Raw genomic sequence first — 17,686 nt, 5'->3', positions numbered from 1 at the left:
GTATATCTCCCTATTCATGCACTGATAATGTTGATCGCCTGTTGGCCTGCCGCCAGACAAAGGGTTCCCGGCCAAGCCTTACAGAATGCGGTAGAGCAAGCGCTCGATCCGCACCCGGCTGACCCGACGCAAAAACTTGCCGACCGCTGGCGGGTAGTCCGGCAGGGTATCAAGCTGCTGAAAATGTTCGATGCGACTGGTGTTGCGAAAAATCTCCGCCAGTTCAGTCTGACGCGGCCCCATCAGCTCGTTTTTCGGGTCATCGATCAGCAAGGCGTTTTCCAGATCCAGGCGGAACGCGCGCGGGTTGAGATTGTTGCCGGTCAGCAAGGTGTAACGCTGATCGATCCACATGCCCTTGAGGTGGTAGGTGTTGTCGCCGTCGCGCCATAGATGCAGGTTCAACTGACCGCTGTCGATCACCGGCTGATGGCGTTTGGCGAAACGTCGCAGGCTGATTTCGTAGAGATACGGCAGCGCCGCAATCACCTTGAACGGCTCACTCGGCGGAATGTAGAAGTCGTTGGCGGTCTTGTCGCCGACGATAATGTCGATTTTCACCCCGCGCGCCAGCGCCCGGTTGATTTCTCGGGTCACCGCCAGCGGCAGGTTGAAATACGGCGTACAGATCGTCAGTTGCTGGTGAGCGTTGGCGATCAACTCACAGATCACCCGGCTCAAGGGGTTGTTCTTGCCGACCCCGAGCAGCGGGCTGACCGACAAACCGCCCTTGTTGACGCTACCGAAAGTGGTGTCGTAAGCGGCGTGCTTCAGACGACTGCGCAGATCACCAATGTCATTGCGCAGGCTGCGGGTACTCGGCAGATTCGGCAGGTCCAGGCGGTGAACCGCTCTGGAGGCGATCAGGCCGTGCTCGATCAGGTGCTGCATGGAGTCGGCCAACGCGCCACACTGCAGCAAGTGGTAGCGATCAAAACGGTACTTGTCGAACTTGTGCAGGTAGACGTTATTCAGACTGGCGCCACTATAGATCACACAGTCATCGATCACGAAGCCCTTGAGGTGCAACACACCGAACAGCTCGCGGGTCTGCACAGGCACACCGTACACCGGCACTTGGCTGGCATGAGCGCGGGTCTGGGCCTGATACCAGGCCGAATTGCCCGGCTGCTTGCCGGCACCGATCAAACCACGCTGAGCGCGTAGCCAGTCGACCACAACCACCACCTCAAGCGTGGGCCGAGCGGCTTTGGCAGCGTGCAAGGCATCGAGGATTTCCTGGCCGGCTTCATCCTGCTGCAGGTACAGCGCCACGATATAAATGCGCTGCGTAGCCTGGGCGATTTTCTCCAGCAGACAGCGGCGAAACTCTGCGGCGCCAGAGAGGATGGTGACGGCATCTGCAGTCAGCGGAAAACTGCGCAGTTTTGGCAGCAGGGAGCGTTTGAAAAGCGACGGCATAAGGCTCGCAAGAGGTCGAATCCAAAGAGCGGATGAGCTTACACCATGGATTGGCCTGGGTCTTCTGGTGACCGCTTTTGTGGCAAGGGGGCTTGATCGTTCCCACGCTCTGCGTGGGAATGCCTCATTGGACGCTCCGCGTCCGCCGTCAATGTGACGCAGAGCGTCACAGGCTGCATTCCCACGCTCGAGCGTGGGAACGATCATCGCTGATAAAATAACCTATTGACCAAGAAGAACGATCGTTCTACTGTTGGCCGCATGAACGAAATCACTAGCAACGAAACGCGCGACATCATTCTGGATGTCACCGAAAAGCTGATCTACAAAAGTGGCATCGCTGCCACCGGCATGGATCTTCTGGTGAAAACCGCCGGTGTCTCCAGAAAGAGCATTTATCGCTACTTTGCGAACAAGGACGAGCTCACCGTCGCCGCCTTGCAGCGCCGTGATGAACGCTGGATGCACTGGTTCCGGACCGAGGTCGACAAGGCCCCGACCCCGGGGGCGCGCCTGCTCAATCTGTTCACCGTACTCAAGGGCTGGTTTGCCAGCGAAGGCTTTCGCGGCTGCGCGTTCATCAACACCAGCGGCGAAACCGGCGACCCGCAGAACCCGGTGCGCCTGGTGGCCAGAGAACATAAACAGAAGCTGCTCGACTACCTGTGCAAGCTCTGTACAGAACATGGCGTGCAAGACCCGCAGGAGCAGGCCCGACAGCTGCTTATCCTGATCGATGGCGCCATTACCGTTGCTCTTGTCATGGGCGATCAGAGTGCCGCCGATAATGCGCAATGCATGGCGCAAAAGTTATTGGACCTGTGATTGTTTTAAACAAGACAGCACCTGCTTGAACTTTATCTTTCTCTGGAGACTTTAAATGTCATCTAACGCTGAAGTTCGTCCGCCACTTCCACCTTTCACCCGTGAGTCGGCCATCGAAAAGATTCGCCTGGCCGAAGACGGCTGGAACTCCCGCGATCCACAACGGGTGTCCCTGGCGTATACCCTGGACACTAAATGGCGTAATCGCGCCGAGTTCGCCAACAACCGCGAAGAAGCCAAAGGTTTCCTGACCCGCAAATGGGCCAGGGAGCTCGACTACCGGCTGATCAAGGAACTCTGGGCCTTTACCGATAACCGCATTGCCGTGCGTTACGCCTATGAATGGCACGACGACTCCGGCAACTGGTATCGCTCCTATGGCAATGAAAACTGGGAGTTCGACGAACACGGGCTGATGTCCAACCGGCACGCCAGCATCAACGACATGCCGATCAAGGAAAGCGACCGCAAGTTCCACTGGCCACTGGGTCGTCGCCCGGATGAGCATCCGGGGTTGTCTGATTTGGGGCTGTAAGCAGCCACTTCCTGTGGCTTACCTGCCCCCTTGTAGGAGCGAGCTTGCTCGCGATGGACTCAAGGGCGACGCGTTCATTCAGAAAGCACGCGTCGCCCTTGAGTCCATCGTCGGAACGCCGCCCGGAGCAAGCTCGCTCCTACATGGTCCGCGCACGACCTGTGAGTGCGGACTTTGCCCGCGAATGCTCTACGACGGTCGCTGCAAGTGAAACATAGGGGTAAGATACCGTCCTTTCGCGCAGCCTCTTCTGCGCCCCGCCGAATAAGTCGATCCCATGCCTTTCGAACTCAGCGTAGACCTCGTCACCCTCGCCATCCTTGTCCTTGTTGCCTTCATCGCCGGTTTTATCGATGCCATCGCCGGCGGTGGCGGCTTGCTCACCACCCCGGCCTTGCTCACCGCCGGTTTGCCGCCGCACCTGGTGCTGGGCACCAACAAGCTCAGTTCCACCTTCGGCTCGGCCACCGCCAGTTTCACGTTCTACCGGCGCAAACTGTTCCACCCGCGCCAGTGGATGCACGCGGTTGTCGGAACGTTGGTGGGGGCCCTGGTTGGCGCAATTGTTGCGCATTACATGCCCGCCGATTGGCTGAACAAGATGCTGCCGGTGATCGTCTTCGCCTGTGGTGTGTACCTGCTGTTTGGCGGCACGCCGAAAGCGCCGCTGGACAGCGATGCGCCGATCAAAAAGAAGTGGCAGTCGACCCAAGGCTTCGGCCTGGGTTTCTACGACGGCGTGGCCGGCCCCGGCACTGGTGCGTTCTGGACTGTCAGCAGCCTGCTGCTGTACCCCATCGACCTGGTCAAAGCCAGTGGCGTGGCACGCAGCATGAACTTCGTCAGCAACATCGCGGCGCTGTCGGTGTTCCTGTTTTCCGGTCAGGTGGACTGGATCATCGGCCTGAGCATGGGCATCTCGGTAATGGTTGGGGCGTTCTTCGGCGCGCGCACCGCCATCAGCGGCGGTGCGAAGTTCATTCGCCCGGTGTTCATCACCGTGGTGCTGGGCTTGACCGTGCGCCTAGCCTGGCAACACTGGTTCAGCATGGCCTAAACGGCGCGCCACATAGAGATCGATGAGGTAGCGGGCAATCGAGCGTGACGCCGGCAACGGCGGCAGCGCGTGAATGTTGAACCACTGCGCATCTTCGATCTCGTCTTCCTGCGGCACGATTTCACCGCCGGCGTACTCGGCATGGAAACCGAGCATCATCGAGTGCGGGAACGGCCAGCACTGGCTACCGACGTACTGGATGTTCTTGACCTCGATCTGCACCTCTTCGCGCACTTCACGAATCAGGCAATCCTCGGCCGACTCCCCAGGCTCGGCGAACCCGGCCAGAGTGCTGTAGACCCCGGGGACAAAGCGTGGCGAGCGGGCCAGCAACACTTCGTCGCCGCGGGTGATCAGCACGATCATGCTCGGTGAAATCCGCGGGTAATGCCGCAGGTCGCACGGCTCGCAGTACATCGCCCGCTCGCGTGGAAGTTGCTGCATCGCCTGACCACAGTTGCCGCAGAAGCGATGTTCGCGTGCCCAGGTGCCAATTTGCGCGGCATAACCCAGCACCTTGTAGACGGTGTGATCCCCTTCGAGCATGAATGCCCGCAGACCTTGCCAGCGGCAACCCGGCACCTCGGAGGCGCATTTGAGCTCCAGCAGGTAAACCGGTTCGCCGTCCAGATGGCCAATGCCATGTTCTGCCAGAATCGACAGCTCCTGACGTTTCAGCCATTCGCGCGGGAACAGCGCGCCGTTGTCATCGAACAAAAACCCGTCGCTGCTGCGGGCCACGGCCCAGCCGCCGGGAACGTCGGTATCGAGTACTGCGGTGGTCCAGCGTAAAGTCATTTTTTATCAATCCAGAAATTCGGGTTTCTGCTTGCTCATTTGCGCGGCCATGGCCAAGCGTAGATCAGCGGATTGCAGCATGGCGGCGTTCCAGGTCGCGATGTATTCCAGTCCGTCGTTGATGCTGTGATCGCGCATGTAACTGATCATCTCTTTGGTCCCGGCAATCGCAATCGGCGACTTGGCGGCAATTTCCCGGGCGATGCCCATCACGCCGTCGAGCAGGCTGACCGCATCAGGGTAGCTGCGGTTGACCAGGCCAATGCTACGCGCTTCTTCGGCACCGATGGTGCGTCCCGTGTAAGCCAGTTCACGAAGCATGCCGTCACCAATGATTCGCGGCAACCGTTGCAAAGTGCCAACATCGGCAGCCATGCCCATGTCGATTTCCTTGATCGAGAACTGCGCGTCTTCGGCAGCGTAACGCATATCGCAGGCCGCAATCAGATCGATGGCGCCGCCCAGGCAATAGCCCTGAATCGCCGCCAGCACCGGTTTGCGGCAGTTGTCGACGGCATTGAAAGAGGCTTGCAGTTGCAGGATCTTGCGCCGCAGCAGTCGCGCGTTACGGCCGACGTCCTTGCCCAGTTCGTTGGCCACCGAAGCCAGCATCATCAGGTCGATACCGGACGAAAAGTGCTTGCCCGCGCCGCTGAGCACCACCACCCGGACTTCATCAGTGTCATCGATCCACTGGAAAATCTCGATGATCTCGGTCCAGAACAGTGCATTCATCGAGTTGATCTTTTCCGGACGGTTTATCTGCACATGAGCGATGTTGTCCGCCAGTTCGACGCGAAAGGCTTGGTATTCGGACATGACAGTAATCCTTAACGGGCTGAAAAATGAGGGCCAGACTATAACAAGCCATCGCGCTTGGCAGTAAGGCAGCGCATCGGCCAAATGCGGGACTCTCGGGCCTGTACGGCCCCCTGTAGCAGCAGGCTTCGCCAGCTGCTACAGGGATATGCACCGATATTCAGGCAGGCATGAATAATTAACCACCGTCAGGTGTTCTCTCTGTAGGTTCTTCAATACCTGTATCCCACCGATCGGAGCACCGCTGATGAACACCCGCCTCGCGATATTCACCACCCCGCTGCTGCTCGCCGGTTGTCTGGCAGCGGCGTTATCCAGCTCCCTGGTAATGGCCCATGGCGATGAATCCGCCCCGGCCAAACCCAACTGCCCGAAAGGCAAGGTCTGGGACACTCGCAGCAAAGGTTGTGTAGACCAGCAAAGTAGCCTGACCCCGGATGCAGACCGCACCGATTATGCGTTCCGTCTGGCCAAGGACGGTCGCTATGAAGAAGCCCTCGCCCTGCTCGACACCCTCAAACAGCCGAACACCGCCAAAGCCCTGAACTACCGCGGCTACGCCACGCGCAAACTGGGGCGTACCGACGAAGGCATTGGCTACTATTTGCAATCGGTCAAACTCGATCCGCACTATGCGCAAGTCCGTGAATACCTCGGCGAGGCCTATGTGATCAAAGGCCGGCTGGATCTGGCGCAAGAGCAGTTGCAGAGCATCAAGTCGATTTGCAGCACCACCTGCGAGGAATACAAGGACCTGGCCGAGGCCATCGCCGACTCGTCGAAAACCTGAAAAACCTTCCAACAACAATAACGGAGGCCGCTATCGCCGGCGATCAGACAATACGAGCAGAGCTGGGCCAGCATCTGGCGCGTTTATGGCGTTATGGCCTGGTGTTGTCTCGGCAACGGCACGTGGCTGAAGACCTGGTGCAGGCCACCTGCGTGCGGGCGCTGGAGCGTGCCGGGCAGTTTGTGCCGGGCACGCGCATGGATCGTTGGTTGCTGAGCATCCTGCATTCGATCTGGCTCAACGAGGTCCGCGCGCTGCGGGTGCGCCAGGGTCTGGGGTTCGTCGAAGCGGACAGCGTCTTGTCGTTCGATGGTGAACACGCAGCGCAGACCCACGTACTGGCCGCACAAGTGATCAAACGCGTCGACGCCTTGCCTGAGGCGCAGCGCGAAACGGTGTTTCTGGCCTATGTCGAGGGTCTGTCTTACCGGGAAGTCGCCGACCTCCTCGCGGTCCCCATCGGCACCGTCATGAGCCGTCTGGCTGCCGCTCGTTTGAAGCTGGCCGAGCATCCGCCCCTGCACTCAGTGCCCACCACCTCGACAGGAGAACGGCGATGACTGACCAGCGCTCGCAACAAGGACCATCGGATGAACTGCTGGTGGCCTACCTCGACGGTCAGCTGAGTGCCGAGGATCGGGACCGGGTCGATTCTGCACTGGCTAACGACGCAACCCTGGAACAGCGTCTTGAGTGGCTGTCGCGCAGTGATCTGCCCTTCCAGAGCGTCTATGCGGATTTACTCGATCAGGCGCCCCGGGACCGGCTGGCCGCAATACTCAACATCTTGCCGTCGCCGGCGACCAGCGCTGCGTTGAGCCGACGCCATTTCATCGCGGCTGCGGCAGGTTTTCTGGTTGCAGGCATCGCGGCCGATCGGCTGTTTCTCGGATCCACGCCCAAGGTTGAAACCAACTGGCGTGGATTGGTGGCCGACTACATGGCCCTCTACACCCCGCAAACCCTGGACAACCTGCCCGACGACGAAGCGTCTCAACGCGCACAGTTAAAAACCATCGACCAGCGCCTGGGACTGGCACTGGAACCGGCACAACTGGTGCTACCGCGACCTGTACTCAAACGCGCGCAGTTACTCCAATACGATGGTGTGCCGATTGCCCAGATCACATACCTGGACCCGATCCACGGTCCGTTGGCGCTGTGCATCACCCGCTCAAAAAACGCCACTCGCCCTCCCGCGCAAGAGCAACGGCGCGGGATGAATATCGTCTACTGGTCCGAAACCGATCACGCCTACATGGTCATCGGCCATAACCCGACAGCGGAGCTTGAGGCCATGGCGCAGCTATTTAGAAGCCGATTCAGCGCTTGATCACAGTTGGCACTATGCTTGGCATCTTAGTTCCAGGGAGGATCCCGGCATGACAACCACCACGGTTCAATGGAAATCACTCGGTACACCCCGCAATCGCAGCGTGCTGTTGGTCATCGACGTGCAGAACGACTTTATTCCCGGCGGCCAACTGGCGGTGCCCGAAGGGGATGTGATTGTTGCGCTGATCAATCGCATTGCCAGCCACTTCAAACAAGTGGTCATCGCTCAGGACTGGCACCCGGCCGGACATGCCTCGTTCGCCTCCAGCCACCCGGGGTGCAAGCCTTACGACAGTGTTCAGCTGCCTTACGGTGCGCAAACACTCTGGCCCGATCACTGTCTGCAAGCCAGCCACGGTGCCGAGCTTCACGCCGACTTGAATCTGCCCCACGCGCAACTGATCATCCGCAAAGGCTGCAACCCTGACATCGACAGCTATTCGGCCTTTGTCGAAGCCGATCGCACAACCACCACCGGACTGGCCGGTTATCTGAAAGCGCGCGGGATCGACACGGTCTATATGGTCGGACTGGCGCTGGATTTTTGTGTGATGTATTCGGCACTCGATGCGCGAGCGGCCGGGTTCAACGCCTTTGTAGTGGTGGATGCCTGCAGAGCGATTGACAGGGACGGCTCACTGGCCGCTGCCACGCAACGGATGCAAACGGCGGGCGTGCGGTTGATCACCGCGAACGATGTGGAGAGTGCGACGGCGTTTTTGTGAGAGATCCTGGGGTCAAGGTTTTGATCGTTCCCACGCGCAGCAAAGGAATGCCGCCCTGGACACTTCCGTCCGGCTGTGACGCAGAGCGTCACTGGATGCGTTACCACGCGGAGCATGGGAACGATCAGTAACCCGGCACTGGAATAAGGTTGTTCACTCCAGCACCGGCAACCACAACCTGAATCGCGCCCCGCCCAGCGGTGAAGTCTCGGCCGTAAGGGTCCCGCCCTGGGCTTCCAGCGCCCGGCGGCTGATGGCCAGGCCCAGGCCAAAGCCTCCGGTGGCGCGGTCGCGGCTGCGGTCCAGTCGATAGAAGGGTTCGAAGATCCGTTCGCGCTCGCTGTCGGGAATGCCGATGCCGTCGTCGTCGACCCAGATTTTGCAGCCTTTGGGGCATACCTCAACCCCCACCTGAATCCGCCGCTCGCAATAGCGCATGGCATTGCGCAACAAATTCTGGATCGCCCGAGCGGTCAACCGCGGGTCGAGGGTAAAGCGCTCAAGCATGCCATGCAGCAGGACATCGATCACGATGTCCGGGGACTCCTGCTCCTCATCGACGCTACCCAGAATGCTGTCGATGAACTCATCGAGGGACACCTCCACCTGTTCAGGCATCTGTGCCGGATTTTGCAGGCGGCTGTAGGACAGCAGCTCCAGCACCAGCTCATCCAGCTCGCGGATATGCGCTACCAACCCCTGCAAGCGCTCGCGGCTGGCCGCCGGCAAGTCGTCGGAAAGCGCCAGCGCCAGGCCGAAGTCGAGCCGGGTGAGCGGCGTGCGCAGTTCATGGGACACGGCGTTGAGCAGATCGCGTTGCTGGTTGAGCAGGTTTTCAATATCACCGGCCATGGTGTCGAACACATTGGCCAGGCTACCGATATTGGAGCTGGCCGGGATTTGCGTGCGCTCACTCAAATGGCCCTTGCCGAAGCGCTCGGCGGTGCCTCTCATACGTTCCAGATCACGCCAGTGCGCACGTAGCCAGAACAGCAGGCAGGCCAGCAACGCTGCGACGATCAGCACGTTCATGCTCCAGTACAGCAAGTTGACGTCCAATGGGTCCGGCGGAACGATCAGCTTGACCACCCTCTGCTCATCCAGCGGCGCTACGGCTAACGTGCGCCAGCCCCAATCGCCCAGACGGACCACTTTCTCGCCACGCTGCAAACGCTCGGTTTCGTAGGCGCTGAAGTCCGGGTCGTCGTTGCGCACCAACGCCACCTGCAACGGCCGGAACTGCTGATCCATTTCGGTTGCCAACGCCTGCCATTGCTCGGCCGGCACTGCGTGAAACTGTTTGACGATCAGGTTTTGCAGACCGCGGGACTGGTCCAGGTTGTAGTTCACAAAGCGCTCATGGAAAACCTTGATCACCAGGTCCGGGATCAGGTAAATCGCCGCGCTGAAGGTGACGATGGTGATCAGGTACAACCGAATCAGCGTTCTCAGCATCGGCTCAGCATTCCCACTCGGAACGACTGAACAAGTAACCCTTGCCCCACACCGTTTTGATTTTGCGTGCTTCACCGGCGTGATCGTCGAACTTGCGCCGCAGCTTGGAGATGGCCACGTCCACCGAGCGGTCGGTGCCGTTGAACTCGATGCCACGCAGGCGTTGCAGGATCTGATCGCGGCTCAGGACTTCACCGGCATGTCGGGCCAGCACCACCAGCAGGTTGTACTCGCCGCTGGACAGCTCCACCAGTTGCTCACGCCAGGTCACGCTGCGTTCCGACAAATCGATGCACAGGTTGCCCATCAAAATACGGTCGCTGGCCGTTTGCGGCTCGCTGAGACTGCTGCGCCTCAGCAAGGTCCGCACCCGCGCCAGCAGCACACGCGGCTCGCAGGGCTTGGTGACGTAATCGTCGGCGCCCATTTCCAGGCCCAGCACCTGATCGTGGCTGTCGTCGCGGGCGGTCAGCATCAGAATCGGCAACGTCGCCGAATCGGCCCGCAGCAAGCGGCAGACTTGCAGCCCGTCGAGGCCCGGCAGCATCAGGTCGAGGATCACCAGATCCGGTGGATTGACTCGCGCACGCTCACGCACCTGATCGCCGCGGCTGATCACACTGACCTGATAGCCATTGCGTTCCAGGTAGCTGGCGATTAGTTCCGAGAGCGCGGTGTCGTCTTCGACCAGGAGGATGTTGGGCATGGGTGTTTCCAGAAAGTGCTGTGGTGACTGTTAGTCCGTCTTCGCGGGCAAGCCTCGCTCCTACAGGAACGGTGCAAAACCGTAGGAGCGAGGCTTGCCCGCGATCGACCGCGAAGCGGTCGCAAAGGATATACGCCCTGCCGCACCCGCGAGCAAAACCTTCACACAATTTCACAGAGCACCTACAAAGCTTCACCGCTACCCCCGACGGCTACCCGTAGCATGCCTGAGTCATTATTGGGGTATTCACATGTCAAAGAACCTGTTTGCAAAGCTTGGCCTGATTACACTGGCATTAACGCTGAGCGCTTGTGACAAGTCCTCCACCGCCGAAGAACAGCCACCGCTGGCCACGGTCCGGATCGAAACCCTCCAGGCGCAGCCACTGTCTATCAGCAGCGAACTGAGCGGACGGATCGCCGCGCCGCGGATTGCCGAAGTGCGGGCACGGGTGGCCGGCGTCGTGTTGCAACGCACGTTCCGTGAAGGTTCCGACGTCAACAAAGGCGACGTGCTGTTTCGCATCGACCCGGCGCCGTTCAAGGCCGACCTCGACAGCGCCCTGGCCAGCCTGCGCAAGGCCGAGGCCAATGCATTCCAGGCACGCTTGCAGGAGCAGCGTTACAGCCAGCTGGTCGAAGGCAACGCCATCAGCGGCCAGGATTACGACAACGCCCGAGCCAGCGTCCGGCAGACGGCTGCCGATGTAGCGGCCAATCAGGCCGCGGTACAACGGGCCAAACTGAACCTGGGCTACGCCACGGTCACCGCGCCGATTTCCGGACGAATTGGCCGGGCACTGGTCACAGAGGGCGCACTGGTCGGGCAGAACGAAACCACACCGCTGGCGCTGATCCAGCAACTGGACCCGATCCACGCCGATCTGACCCAGTCGACCCGTGAGCTGAACGACCTGCGCCGCGCCTTCCGCGCCGGGCAGTTGCAGCAGGTCGGGCAGGATCAGGCCCGCGCCACCTTGATTCAGGACGACGGCAGCCTTTACCCGCTGCCAGGCAAATTGCTGTTTGCCGACATCAGCGTCAACCCGAGCACCGGCCAGATCATCCTGCGCAGCGAGTTCCCCAATCCGGACCTCGATCTGCTGCCGGGCAGCTTCATCCGCGTACGTCTGGAGCAAGCGGTCAACCCACAAGGCATCAGCGTGCCGCAACGGGCCATCCTGCGTGACAGCGCCGGTATCGCTCAGGTGCTGCTGGTGGACGCCGAGCAGCGGGTCAGTCAGGAACCGGTGCAGCTTGGTCAGGTGCAGAAGGATCGCTGGATTGTCACCAACGGCCTGAAACCGGGCGACCGCATTGTCATCGAAGGCCTGCAACATGCTCGCCCCGGCGAGAAAGTGCAGATCGACGACACCCCTCTTCCACTCGCCCAGGTTTCTGGCCAGTAGCTAGCAACAGCCCCCAGGACGCACCTCCCATGCCGCAATTCTTTATCGACCGCCCGATATTCGCCTGGGTGGTCGCGTTGTTTATCCTGCTGGCCGGCGCCCTGGCCATTCCGCAATTGCCAGTGGCGCAGTACCCCAACGTCGCGCCGCCGAAAGTCGAAATCCACGCCACCTACCCCGGCGCATCGGCGCAAACGGTGGACGAAAGCGTGGTCAGCCTGATCGAGCAGGAGCTCAACGGCGCTGACCACTTGCTGTACTTCGAGTCCCAGAGCAGCCTGGGCAGCGCCACCATCACCGCGACCTTCCAGCCCGGCACCAACCCGGAAATGGCCCAGGTCGACGTGCAAAACCGCCTTAAAGCGGTGGAGCCGCGCCTGCCACAATCGGTCACCCAGCAGGGCTTGCAGGTCGAAAAAGTTTCGGCCGGCTTCCTGCTGTTGATCACCCTGACCTCCAGTGACGGCAAGCTCGACAATGTGGCGCTCAGCGATTACCTGGCGCGCAACGTGATGAATGAGATACGCCGCCTGGATGGCGTCGGTAAAGCGCAACTGTATGGTGCCGAACGAGCCATGCGAATCTGGATCGATCCGCAGAAGCTGATTGGCTTCAACCTGACCCCGGCCGATATCAGCGCCGCGATTGCCGCCCAGAACGCCCAGGTCTCGGCCGGAAGCATCGGTGACTTGCCGACCCGTTCGACTCAGGAAATCACTGCGACGGTGCTGGTCAAAGGCCAGTTGTCGACGCCCGAAGAATTCGCCGACATCGTGCTGCGGGCCAATCCCGACGGTTCGAGCGTGCGTATCGGCGACGTTGCCCGGGTCGAGGTCGGCAGCCAGGAATACCAATTCTCCACCCGCCTGAACGGCAAGCCGTCGACCGCTGTCAGCGTGCAGCTGTCGCCGGGTGCCAACGCCTTGAGCACCGCGACGCTGGTGCGGGCGAAGATGGACGAACTGGCACGGTATTTCCCGCTCGGCGTGGAGTACAAGATCCCCTATGACACGTCCCCGTTCGTCAAAGTCTCGATCACCAAAGTGATCTACACCTTGGGCGAAGCGATGTTGCTGGTGTTTGCGGTGATGTTTGTGTTCCTGCAAAACATCCGCTACACGCTGATCCCGACGCTGGTGGTGCCGGTGGCGCTGATGGGTACCTTTGCGACCATGCTGGCGCTGGGTTTCTCGATCAACGTGCTGACCATGTTCGGCATGGTACTGGCCATCGGCATCCTGGTGGACGACGCCATCGTGGTGGTAGAGAACGTCGAGCGGATCATGGCCACCGAGGGCCTGTCGCCCAAAGAGGCAACGCGCAAGGCGATGAAGCAGATAACCGGCGCAATCATCGGCATCACCCTGGTGCTGGTGGCGGTGTTTATCCCGATGGCGTTCATGCAGGGCTCGGTGGGGGTGATCTACCAGCAGTTCTCACTGTCGATGGCCACCTCGATTCTGTTCTCGGCGTTCCTCGCCCTGACCTTGACCCCGGCGCTGTGCGCCACGTTGCTCAAGCCGATCGCCAAGGGTGAACATCACGCCAGGGGCGGGTTCTTCGGTGGGTTCAACCGACGCTTCGAGCAACTGAGCGACGGCTATCAACGCACGGTGGTCTACGCGCTCAAACGTAGCGGTCGCTATCTGTTGATCTACGGCGTGCTGTTGATCGGCCTGGGGCTGTGTTTCAGTCGCCTGCCCTCCTCGTTCCTGCCGGTGGAAGACCAGGGTTACACCATCACCGACATCCAGTTGCCACCCGGAGCGAGCAAGAACCGCACGGTGCAGGTGGTGGAGCAGATCGAAGCGCACAACGCCACCGAGCCCGGAGTGGGCGACAGCACGGTGATCCTCGGTTTCAGCTTCTCCGGCAGCGGGCAGAACGCGGCGCTGGCCTTCACCACGCTCAAAGACTGGTCAGAGCGTGGCAGCGACGACTCGGCCGCCTCAATCGCTGACCGGGCCAACATCGCCCTCAGCAAGGTCAAGGATGCGGTGGCTTACGCGGTGCTGCCGCCGCCAGTGGACGGTCTCGGTACCTCCAGCGGTTTCGAGTTCCGTCTGCAAGACCGTGGCGGCGTCGGCCATGCCGCGCTGATGCAAGCGCGTACCGAACTGCTGGCTGCGGCCGAGAAAAGCCCGATTCTGGCCAACGTCCGGGAAAGCGCCTTGGCTGAAGCGCCGCAAGTGCAACTGCAAGTCGACCGCAAGCAGGCCAACGCCTTGGGCATCTCCTTTGCCGATATTGGCAATGTGCTGTCCACCGCAGTGGGCTCGGCTTACATCAATGACTTCCCCAATCAGGGCCGGATGCAACGGGTGGTGGTGCAAGCTGAAGGCGATCAACGCAGTCAGGTGGCGGACTTGCTGAACATCCACGTGCGTAACAACGCCGAAAAAATGGTGCCGCTGTCGGCCTTCGTCCAGGCCAACTGGACTCAGGGCCCGGCGCAGTTGACGCGCTACAACGGTTATCCGGCCATCAGCATTTCCGGGGAACCGGCACCGGGTCACAGCACCGGTGAAGCCATGGAAGAAATCCAGCGGCTGGTGGCGCAACTGCCCGCGGGCCTGGGCCAGGAATGGACCGGATTGTCGTTGCAGGAGCGCCTTTCCGGCGCCCAGGCACCGATCCTGCTCGGACTGTCGTTGCTGATTGTGTTCCTGTGCCTGGCGGCGCTGTACGAGAGTTGGTCGATTCCGACGTCGGTATTGTTGGTGGTGCCGCTGGGCGTGCTCGGTGCGGTGCTGGCGGTGACATTGCGGGGGATGCCTAACGACGTGTTCTTCAAGGTCGGGCTGATCACCATCATTGGTCTGTCGGCGAAGAATGCGATCCTGATCATTGAGTTCGCCAAGAGCCTGTATGACGAAGGCCACGACCTGATCGATGCCACGGTGCAAGCCGCACGCCTGCGATTACGACCTATCGTCATGACTTCGCTGGCGTTCATCCTTGGCGTGGTGCCGCTGGCTATTGCTACAGGCGCAAGTTCCGCCAGCCAGCAAGCCATCGGCACCGGAGTCATCGGCGGGATGATCACCGCGACCCTGGCGGTGGTGTTCGTGCCAGTGTTTTTTGTGGTGGTGATGAAGCTTGTGAAGAAGCGGCATAAGGCGGATTGAGCCGCTTTTTGTAGCAGCTGGCGAAGCCTGCGTTCGAGCGCGCAGCGGTCGCAAATCGGTGATCGGGGTCTTTCAGGAGGATCTCGGTCGCACCTTTTACGACTGCTTCGCCCGAGCGCGGACCGAGCCGAACGCAGCCTTCGGCAGCTTCTACAGGTCTCTGCGTCCAGCCACATGCTAAGGTTCGTCAAAGCCCCGCCGCAGAGAACAACCATGCCGCACCTGGTCCGCACCCATCCTCGTTTGACCGCCGCTGCCCTGCTGGGTGTGGTGGTCAGCATTCTGGCTCCCGCCGATTCGGTTATCAGCAAAACCCTCTTTGGCTGGAACGCCGGGGTCTGGACTTACCTGGCGCTGATGTTCTGGCTCACCGTGCGTTCACGGGCCGATGACGTGAAACGGATCGCCGAGGTCGAAGACGAAAATGCCGGGCTGGTGCTGTTGCTGGTGTGCATCGCAGCGATTGCCAGCCTCGCGGCTATTACCTTCGAACTGGCCGGCAGCAAAGACCTGGACACCACCCACAAACTCTTGCGCTACGGCTTCACCGGGTTGACGGTGATCGGCTCGTGGCTGCTGATCGGGGTCATTTTCAGCGTGCATTACGCACGGCTTTATTACACCTGGGGCGGCAAGGAACCGGCCCTGCGCTTTGCCGAGGGCCTGGTGAACCCCAACTACTGGGACTTCCTGTATTTCTCCTTCACCATCGGCGTCGCGGTGCAAACCTCGGACGTCGGGATCGCTACACGGGGGCTGCGCAAGATCGTCCTGGCGCAGTCGCTGATCGGCTTTTTGTTCAACACCGCGATATTGGGTTTCTCGATCAATATCGCGGCGGGGTTGTTTGGGTGAAAGAGTGCGTGCAGTTTTTCGACCAAGGAGAATGGAGGGAAGACACCACCGCTGAATGAACGCCTCACTGCGCCGAAAATTATTTTTTGATTACAACGAGTATTACGGCCGGCTCGGAGGCATTCCCGGAAAGATCCAAAGCACGTACCTGAAATAAGTGCACACCGGGAAACAAATCGACGGCGGTATACTGGGTAGCTAGTGTCTCGTCGCAATACTCGAAATTATCGTAGATAACATAACCATGCATACCGATGTCGTCCGTTGATTCATCCCAGGTCAGCGTCACTGAATCAGATGTCGAGGCAATTTTACGCAATTTTCCCGGAACACTGGGCGGCGTGACGTCCTTGGGTTCATAGACAAGGGTAGTCGGTTCGGAGAACTGCCCAGGAAACTCAAAAGCAGACACTGCAATTGAATATTCAATGTCAGGGATCAGGTTGTTCAAATGTTTAGATTTAAAAGGAGCTATTACAGGGTCGTGGTACTCACCATTGATCATGATGCTTGCACCTCTAATGAGAGCCTCGGGAGATTTGTCCTCCTTGAATGACCACTCCAGCAGGGCTGAAGTGGATGTCTTGGCAATGATACTTACGTCTGGCGCAAGGGGCCGACGGTGGGACGATGGCCCTGTGGTTTTGAACCTGATCTCACTGGGAAGAGATTTATTTCCCGCCTCATCCCCTGCGCGCACGGTGACGAAATAGTAGGTACCGCTGCTCAAGTCGGTAAAAGTGTATTTAGCATCCGGGGTACTCCCATTCGGAACCCCATCTACGCGAACCATATATTTGGTCACACCTTCATTGTCGCTCGACGGCTCCCAGGTCAGTGTCGCCGAAGTGTCTGTTAAATCACTGACAATGGGGGTGCCGGGTTGACTCGGGGGCACAACGTCATACACCGTCGCTTCCAGTGTGCTCACTTCCGAGAAGACGCCATCAACTTGAGCGCGGGCCTCGAATTTGAAGTGGTGCGGGACAGGACCAGGCGATAGATCGGTCAGTCTAAAGTTGTAACCCAAGCGGCCAGGACCTGTGGTGAAGTTTTTGCCATTGATGGATATCTCATGAGTCGGGAACTTCCAGTAATTCGGAGCCCAGGCCAGCCTGCCGAGCCCGTTACTTTGGCTAAACCGTAATATCGGCGCACGCAACAAGGTTTTGAACGTGACCGAGGCGGGTACGGAGGCGGGCGACATGCCAGAGGTATTGACTGCACGAACCTTAACGTGAAAGTCGGTAAAATTTCGCAGGTGCGAGATAGTGAAATGGAGTTGGCTGGTCTCCGCGATGAGGGAACCATTAAGATAAACCCTGTAGCGGATCTCCCCGCTATTGCTGGTTGACGCAGCCCAACTCAGCGTTGCGCTATCGGCTGTCAGCCCTGTGGCCTTGAGCCCTTTCGGTTTGGTAGGGGGTGCTCTATCGTGGGTCACGACGGTGATCGACTGCGAAAGTGCAGGAGGTTTATCCGCCGTTCTGCGGGGCTGAACCCGAAACTGGTATGCAACTTCAGGTACCAGGTTTCTGGCAATGTGGTCACGCGCAGTGGTACGAACAGGATCCCGCCCCGGACAGGTGATTTCGTAATCAAGCAGACCTGACGAGTCGACGGGAGCATCCCATGTCAACCAGGCCTCGGAAAAACTTCTCCCCGGGTTACTCAGGTTACGTGGTTGTGTCTGGTCTGCAGCGAGTGTGGCCGTGACCTGTGAACGCTCCGGCTCGCCACTTGCGTCCACTGCAGTCGGGCACTGAAGATGGAGCGCCGCTTCGTCGACGGAGTTCATCTTTCTATCTCCTTGTGAATGACGCTCCTG

General features: G+C 59.8%; 16 protein-coding genes. 10 read left to right on the top strand and 6 right to left on the bottom strand.

Annotation, left to right across the window (positions count from 1 at the left end; translation table 11 throughout):
* Positions 1–78 precede the first annotated feature (78 nt).
* Complete coding sequence (gene pssA / locus AC07O1_RS23990) at positions 79–1,422, bottom strand: CDP-diacylglycerol--serine O-phosphatidyltransferase (protein WP_495090372.1); 1,344 nt, start codon at positions 1,420–1,422, stop codon at positions 79–81.
* 261 nt (positions 1,423–1,683) lie between these two features.
* Between pssA and AC07O1_RS23985 the strand changes: the two genes are divergently transcribed.
* From AC07O1_RS23985 to AC07O1_RS23975, 3 genes are all read left to right on the top strand, one after another.
* Entirely contained in the window at positions 1,684–2,247 is a 564-nt protein-coding gene (locus tag AC07O1_RS23985) for a TetR/AcrR family transcriptional regulator (protein ID WP_495090371.1), read from the top strand.
* Between the two features lie 55 nt (positions 2,248–2,302).
* Entirely contained in the window at positions 2,303–2,782 is a 480-nt protein-coding gene (locus AC07O1_RS23980; protein ID WP_495090370.1) for a nuclear transport factor 2 family protein, read from the top strand.
* A 277-nt stretch (positions 2,783–3,059) separates the two neighbouring features.
* On the top strand, positions 3,060–3,839 hold the full coding sequence (locus tag AC07O1_RS23975; RefSeq protein ID WP_495090369.1) for a TSUP family transporter: 780 nt from the start codon (positions 3,060–3,062) through the stop codon (positions 3,837–3,839).
* Here the strand turns inward: AC07O1_RS23975 and nudC are convergent.
* Positions 3,807–4,637 (bottom strand): NAD(+) diphosphatase, encoded by an 831-nt coding sequence (gene nudC, locus AC07O1_RS23970; RefSeq protein WP_495090368.1) that lies wholly within the window; start codon positions 4,635–4,637, stop codon positions 3,807–3,809. The genes AC07O1_RS23975 and nudC overlap by 33 nt on opposite strands.
* A 6-nt stretch (positions 4,638–4,643) precedes the next feature.
* Positions 4,644–5,456: a crotonase/enoyl-CoA hydratase family protein gene (locus AC07O1_RS23965; protein ID WP_495013135.1), complete on the bottom strand. Its 813-nt coding sequence runs from the start codon at positions 5,454–5,456 to the stop codon at positions 4,644–4,646.
* Between the two features lie 247 nt (positions 5,457–5,703).
* On the opposite strand from AC07O1_RS23965, the gene AC07O1_RS23960 reads away from it, so the two are divergent.
* From AC07O1_RS23960 to pncA, 4 genes are all read left to right on the top strand, one after another.
* A complete protein-coding gene (locus AC07O1_RS23960) occupies positions 5,704–6,246 on the top strand; it encodes a tetratricopeptide repeat protein (protein ID WP_495090367.1) in 543 nt (180 codons plus the stop codon).
* Between the two features lie 62 nt (positions 6,247–6,308).
* A complete protein-coding gene (locus AC07O1_RS23955) occupies positions 6,309–6,806 on the top strand; it encodes an RNA polymerase sigma factor (protein WP_495090386.1) in 498 nt (165 codons plus the stop codon).
* Positions 6,803–7,579, top strand: a complete 777-nt coding sequence (locus AC07O1_RS23950) for an anti-sigma factor family protein (RefSeq protein ID WP_495090366.1) — start codon at positions 6,803–6,805, stop codon at positions 7,577–7,579. The genes AC07O1_RS23955 and AC07O1_RS23950 overlap by 4 nt, the downstream gene beginning before the upstream one ends.
* Before the next feature lie 49 nt (positions 7,580–7,628).
* Entirely contained in the window at positions 7,629–8,306 is a 678-nt protein-coding gene (gene pncA / locus AC07O1_RS23945; RefSeq protein WP_494991345.1) for a bifunctional nicotinamidase/pyrazinamidase, read from the top strand.
* 153 nt (positions 8,307–8,459) lie between these two features.
* Here pncA and AC07O1_RS23940 read toward each other — a convergent pair whose 3' ends face one another.
* Positions 8,460–9,761, bottom strand: a complete 1,302-nt coding sequence (locus AC07O1_RS23940; protein WP_495090365.1) for an ATP-binding protein — start codon at positions 9,759–9,761, stop codon at positions 8,460–8,462.
* Positions 9,762–9,765: 4 nt separating this feature from the next.
* Positions 9,766–10,467, bottom strand: coding sequence for a response regulator (locus AC07O1_RS23935; RefSeq protein WP_495090364.1), 702 nt, complete (start codon positions 10,465–10,467; stop codon positions 9,766–9,768).
* Between the two features lie 250 nt (positions 10,468–10,717).
* Here AC07O1_RS23935 and AC07O1_RS23930 point away from each other — a divergent pair, with 250 nt between their 5' ends.
* The 3 genes from AC07O1_RS23930 (at position 10,718) to AC07O1_RS23920 (ending at position 15,858) form a co-directional block, all read left to right on the top strand.
* Positions 10,718–11,875, top strand: a complete 1,158-nt coding sequence (locus AC07O1_RS23930; protein WP_495090363.1) for an efflux RND transporter periplasmic adaptor subunit — start codon at positions 10,718–10,720, stop codon at positions 11,873–11,875.
* Between the two features lie 29 nt (positions 11,876–11,904).
* Positions 11,905–15,003: a multidrug efflux RND transporter permease subunit gene (locus AC07O1_RS23925; protein WP_495090362.1), complete on the top strand. Its 3,099-nt coding sequence runs from the start codon at positions 11,905–11,907 to the stop codon at positions 15,001–15,003.
* A 213-nt stretch (positions 15,004–15,216) separates the two neighbouring features.
* Positions 15,217–15,858, top strand: coding sequence for a DUF1345 domain-containing protein (locus tag AC07O1_RS23920; protein ID WP_494991340.1), 642 nt, complete (start codon positions 15,217–15,219; stop codon positions 15,856–15,858).
* 79 nt (positions 15,859–15,937) lie between these two features.
* On the opposite strand, the gene AC07O1_RS23915 is transcribed toward AC07O1_RS23920, so the two are convergent.
* Complete coding sequence (locus tag AC07O1_RS23915) at positions 15,938–17,656, bottom strand: fibronectin type III domain-containing protein (protein WP_495090361.1); 1,719 nt, start codon at positions 17,654–17,656, stop codon at positions 15,938–15,940.
* Between the last annotated feature and the right edge of the window lie 30 nt (positions 17,657–17,686).

The organism is Pseudomonas sp. GW821-FHT07G10 (assembly GCF_059418545.1).
This window is presented reverse-complemented; position numbering and strand designations above follow the sequence as displayed.

Coding starts and splice junctions, on each gene's coding strand:
- pssA (WP_495090372.1), bottom strand. CDS start 1,422: ATGCCGTCGCTTTTCAAACGCTCCCTGCTGCCAAAACTGCGCAGTTTT.
- AC07O1_RS23985 (WP_495090371.1), top strand. CDS start 1,684: ATGAACGAAATCACTAGCAACGAAACGCGCGACATCATTCTGGATGTC.
- AC07O1_RS23980 (WP_495090370.1), top strand. CDS start 2,303: ATGTCATCTAACGCTGAAGTTCGTCCGCCACTTCCACCTTTCACCCGT.
- AC07O1_RS23975 (WP_495090369.1), top strand. CDS start 3,060: ATGCCTTTCGAACTCAGCGTAGACCTCGTCACCCTCGCCATCCTTGTC.
- nudC (WP_495090368.1), bottom strand. CDS start 4,637: ATGACTTTACGCTGGACCACCGCAGTACTCGATACCGACGTTCCCGGC.
- AC07O1_RS23965 (WP_495013135.1), bottom strand. CDS start 5,456: ATGTCCGAATACCAAGCCTTTCGCGTCGAACTGGCGGACAACATCGCT.
- AC07O1_RS23960 (WP_495090367.1), top strand. CDS start 5,704: ATGAACACCCGCCTCGCGATATTCACCACCCCGCTGCTGCTCGCCGGT.
- AC07O1_RS23950 (WP_495090366.1), top strand. CDS start 6,803: ATGACTGACCAGCGCTCGCAACAAGGACCATCGGATGAACTGCTGGTG.
- pncA (WP_494991345.1), top strand. CDS start 7,629: ATGACAACCACCACGGTTCAATGGAAATCACTCGGTACACCCCGCAAT.
- AC07O1_RS23940 (WP_495090365.1), bottom strand. CDS start 9,761: ATGCTGAGAACGCTGATTCGGTTGTACCTGATCACCATCGTCACCTTC.
- AC07O1_RS23935 (WP_495090364.1), bottom strand. CDS start 10,467: ATGCCCAACATCCTCCTGGTCGAAGACGACACCGCGCTCTCGGAACTA.
- AC07O1_RS23930 (WP_495090363.1), top strand. CDS start 10,718: ATGTCAAAGAACCTGTTTGCAAAGCTTGGCCTGATTACACTGGCATTA.
- AC07O1_RS23925 (WP_495090362.1), top strand. CDS start 11,905: ATGCCGCAATTCTTTATCGACCGCCCGATATTCGCCTGGGTGGTCGCG.
- AC07O1_RS23920 (WP_494991340.1), top strand. CDS start 15,217: ATGCCGCACCTGGTCCGCACCCATCCTCGTTTGACCGCCGCTGCCCTG.
- AC07O1_RS23915 (WP_495090361.1), bottom strand. CDS start 17,656: ATGAACTCCGTCGACGAAGCGGCGCTCCATCTTCAGTGCCCGACTGCA.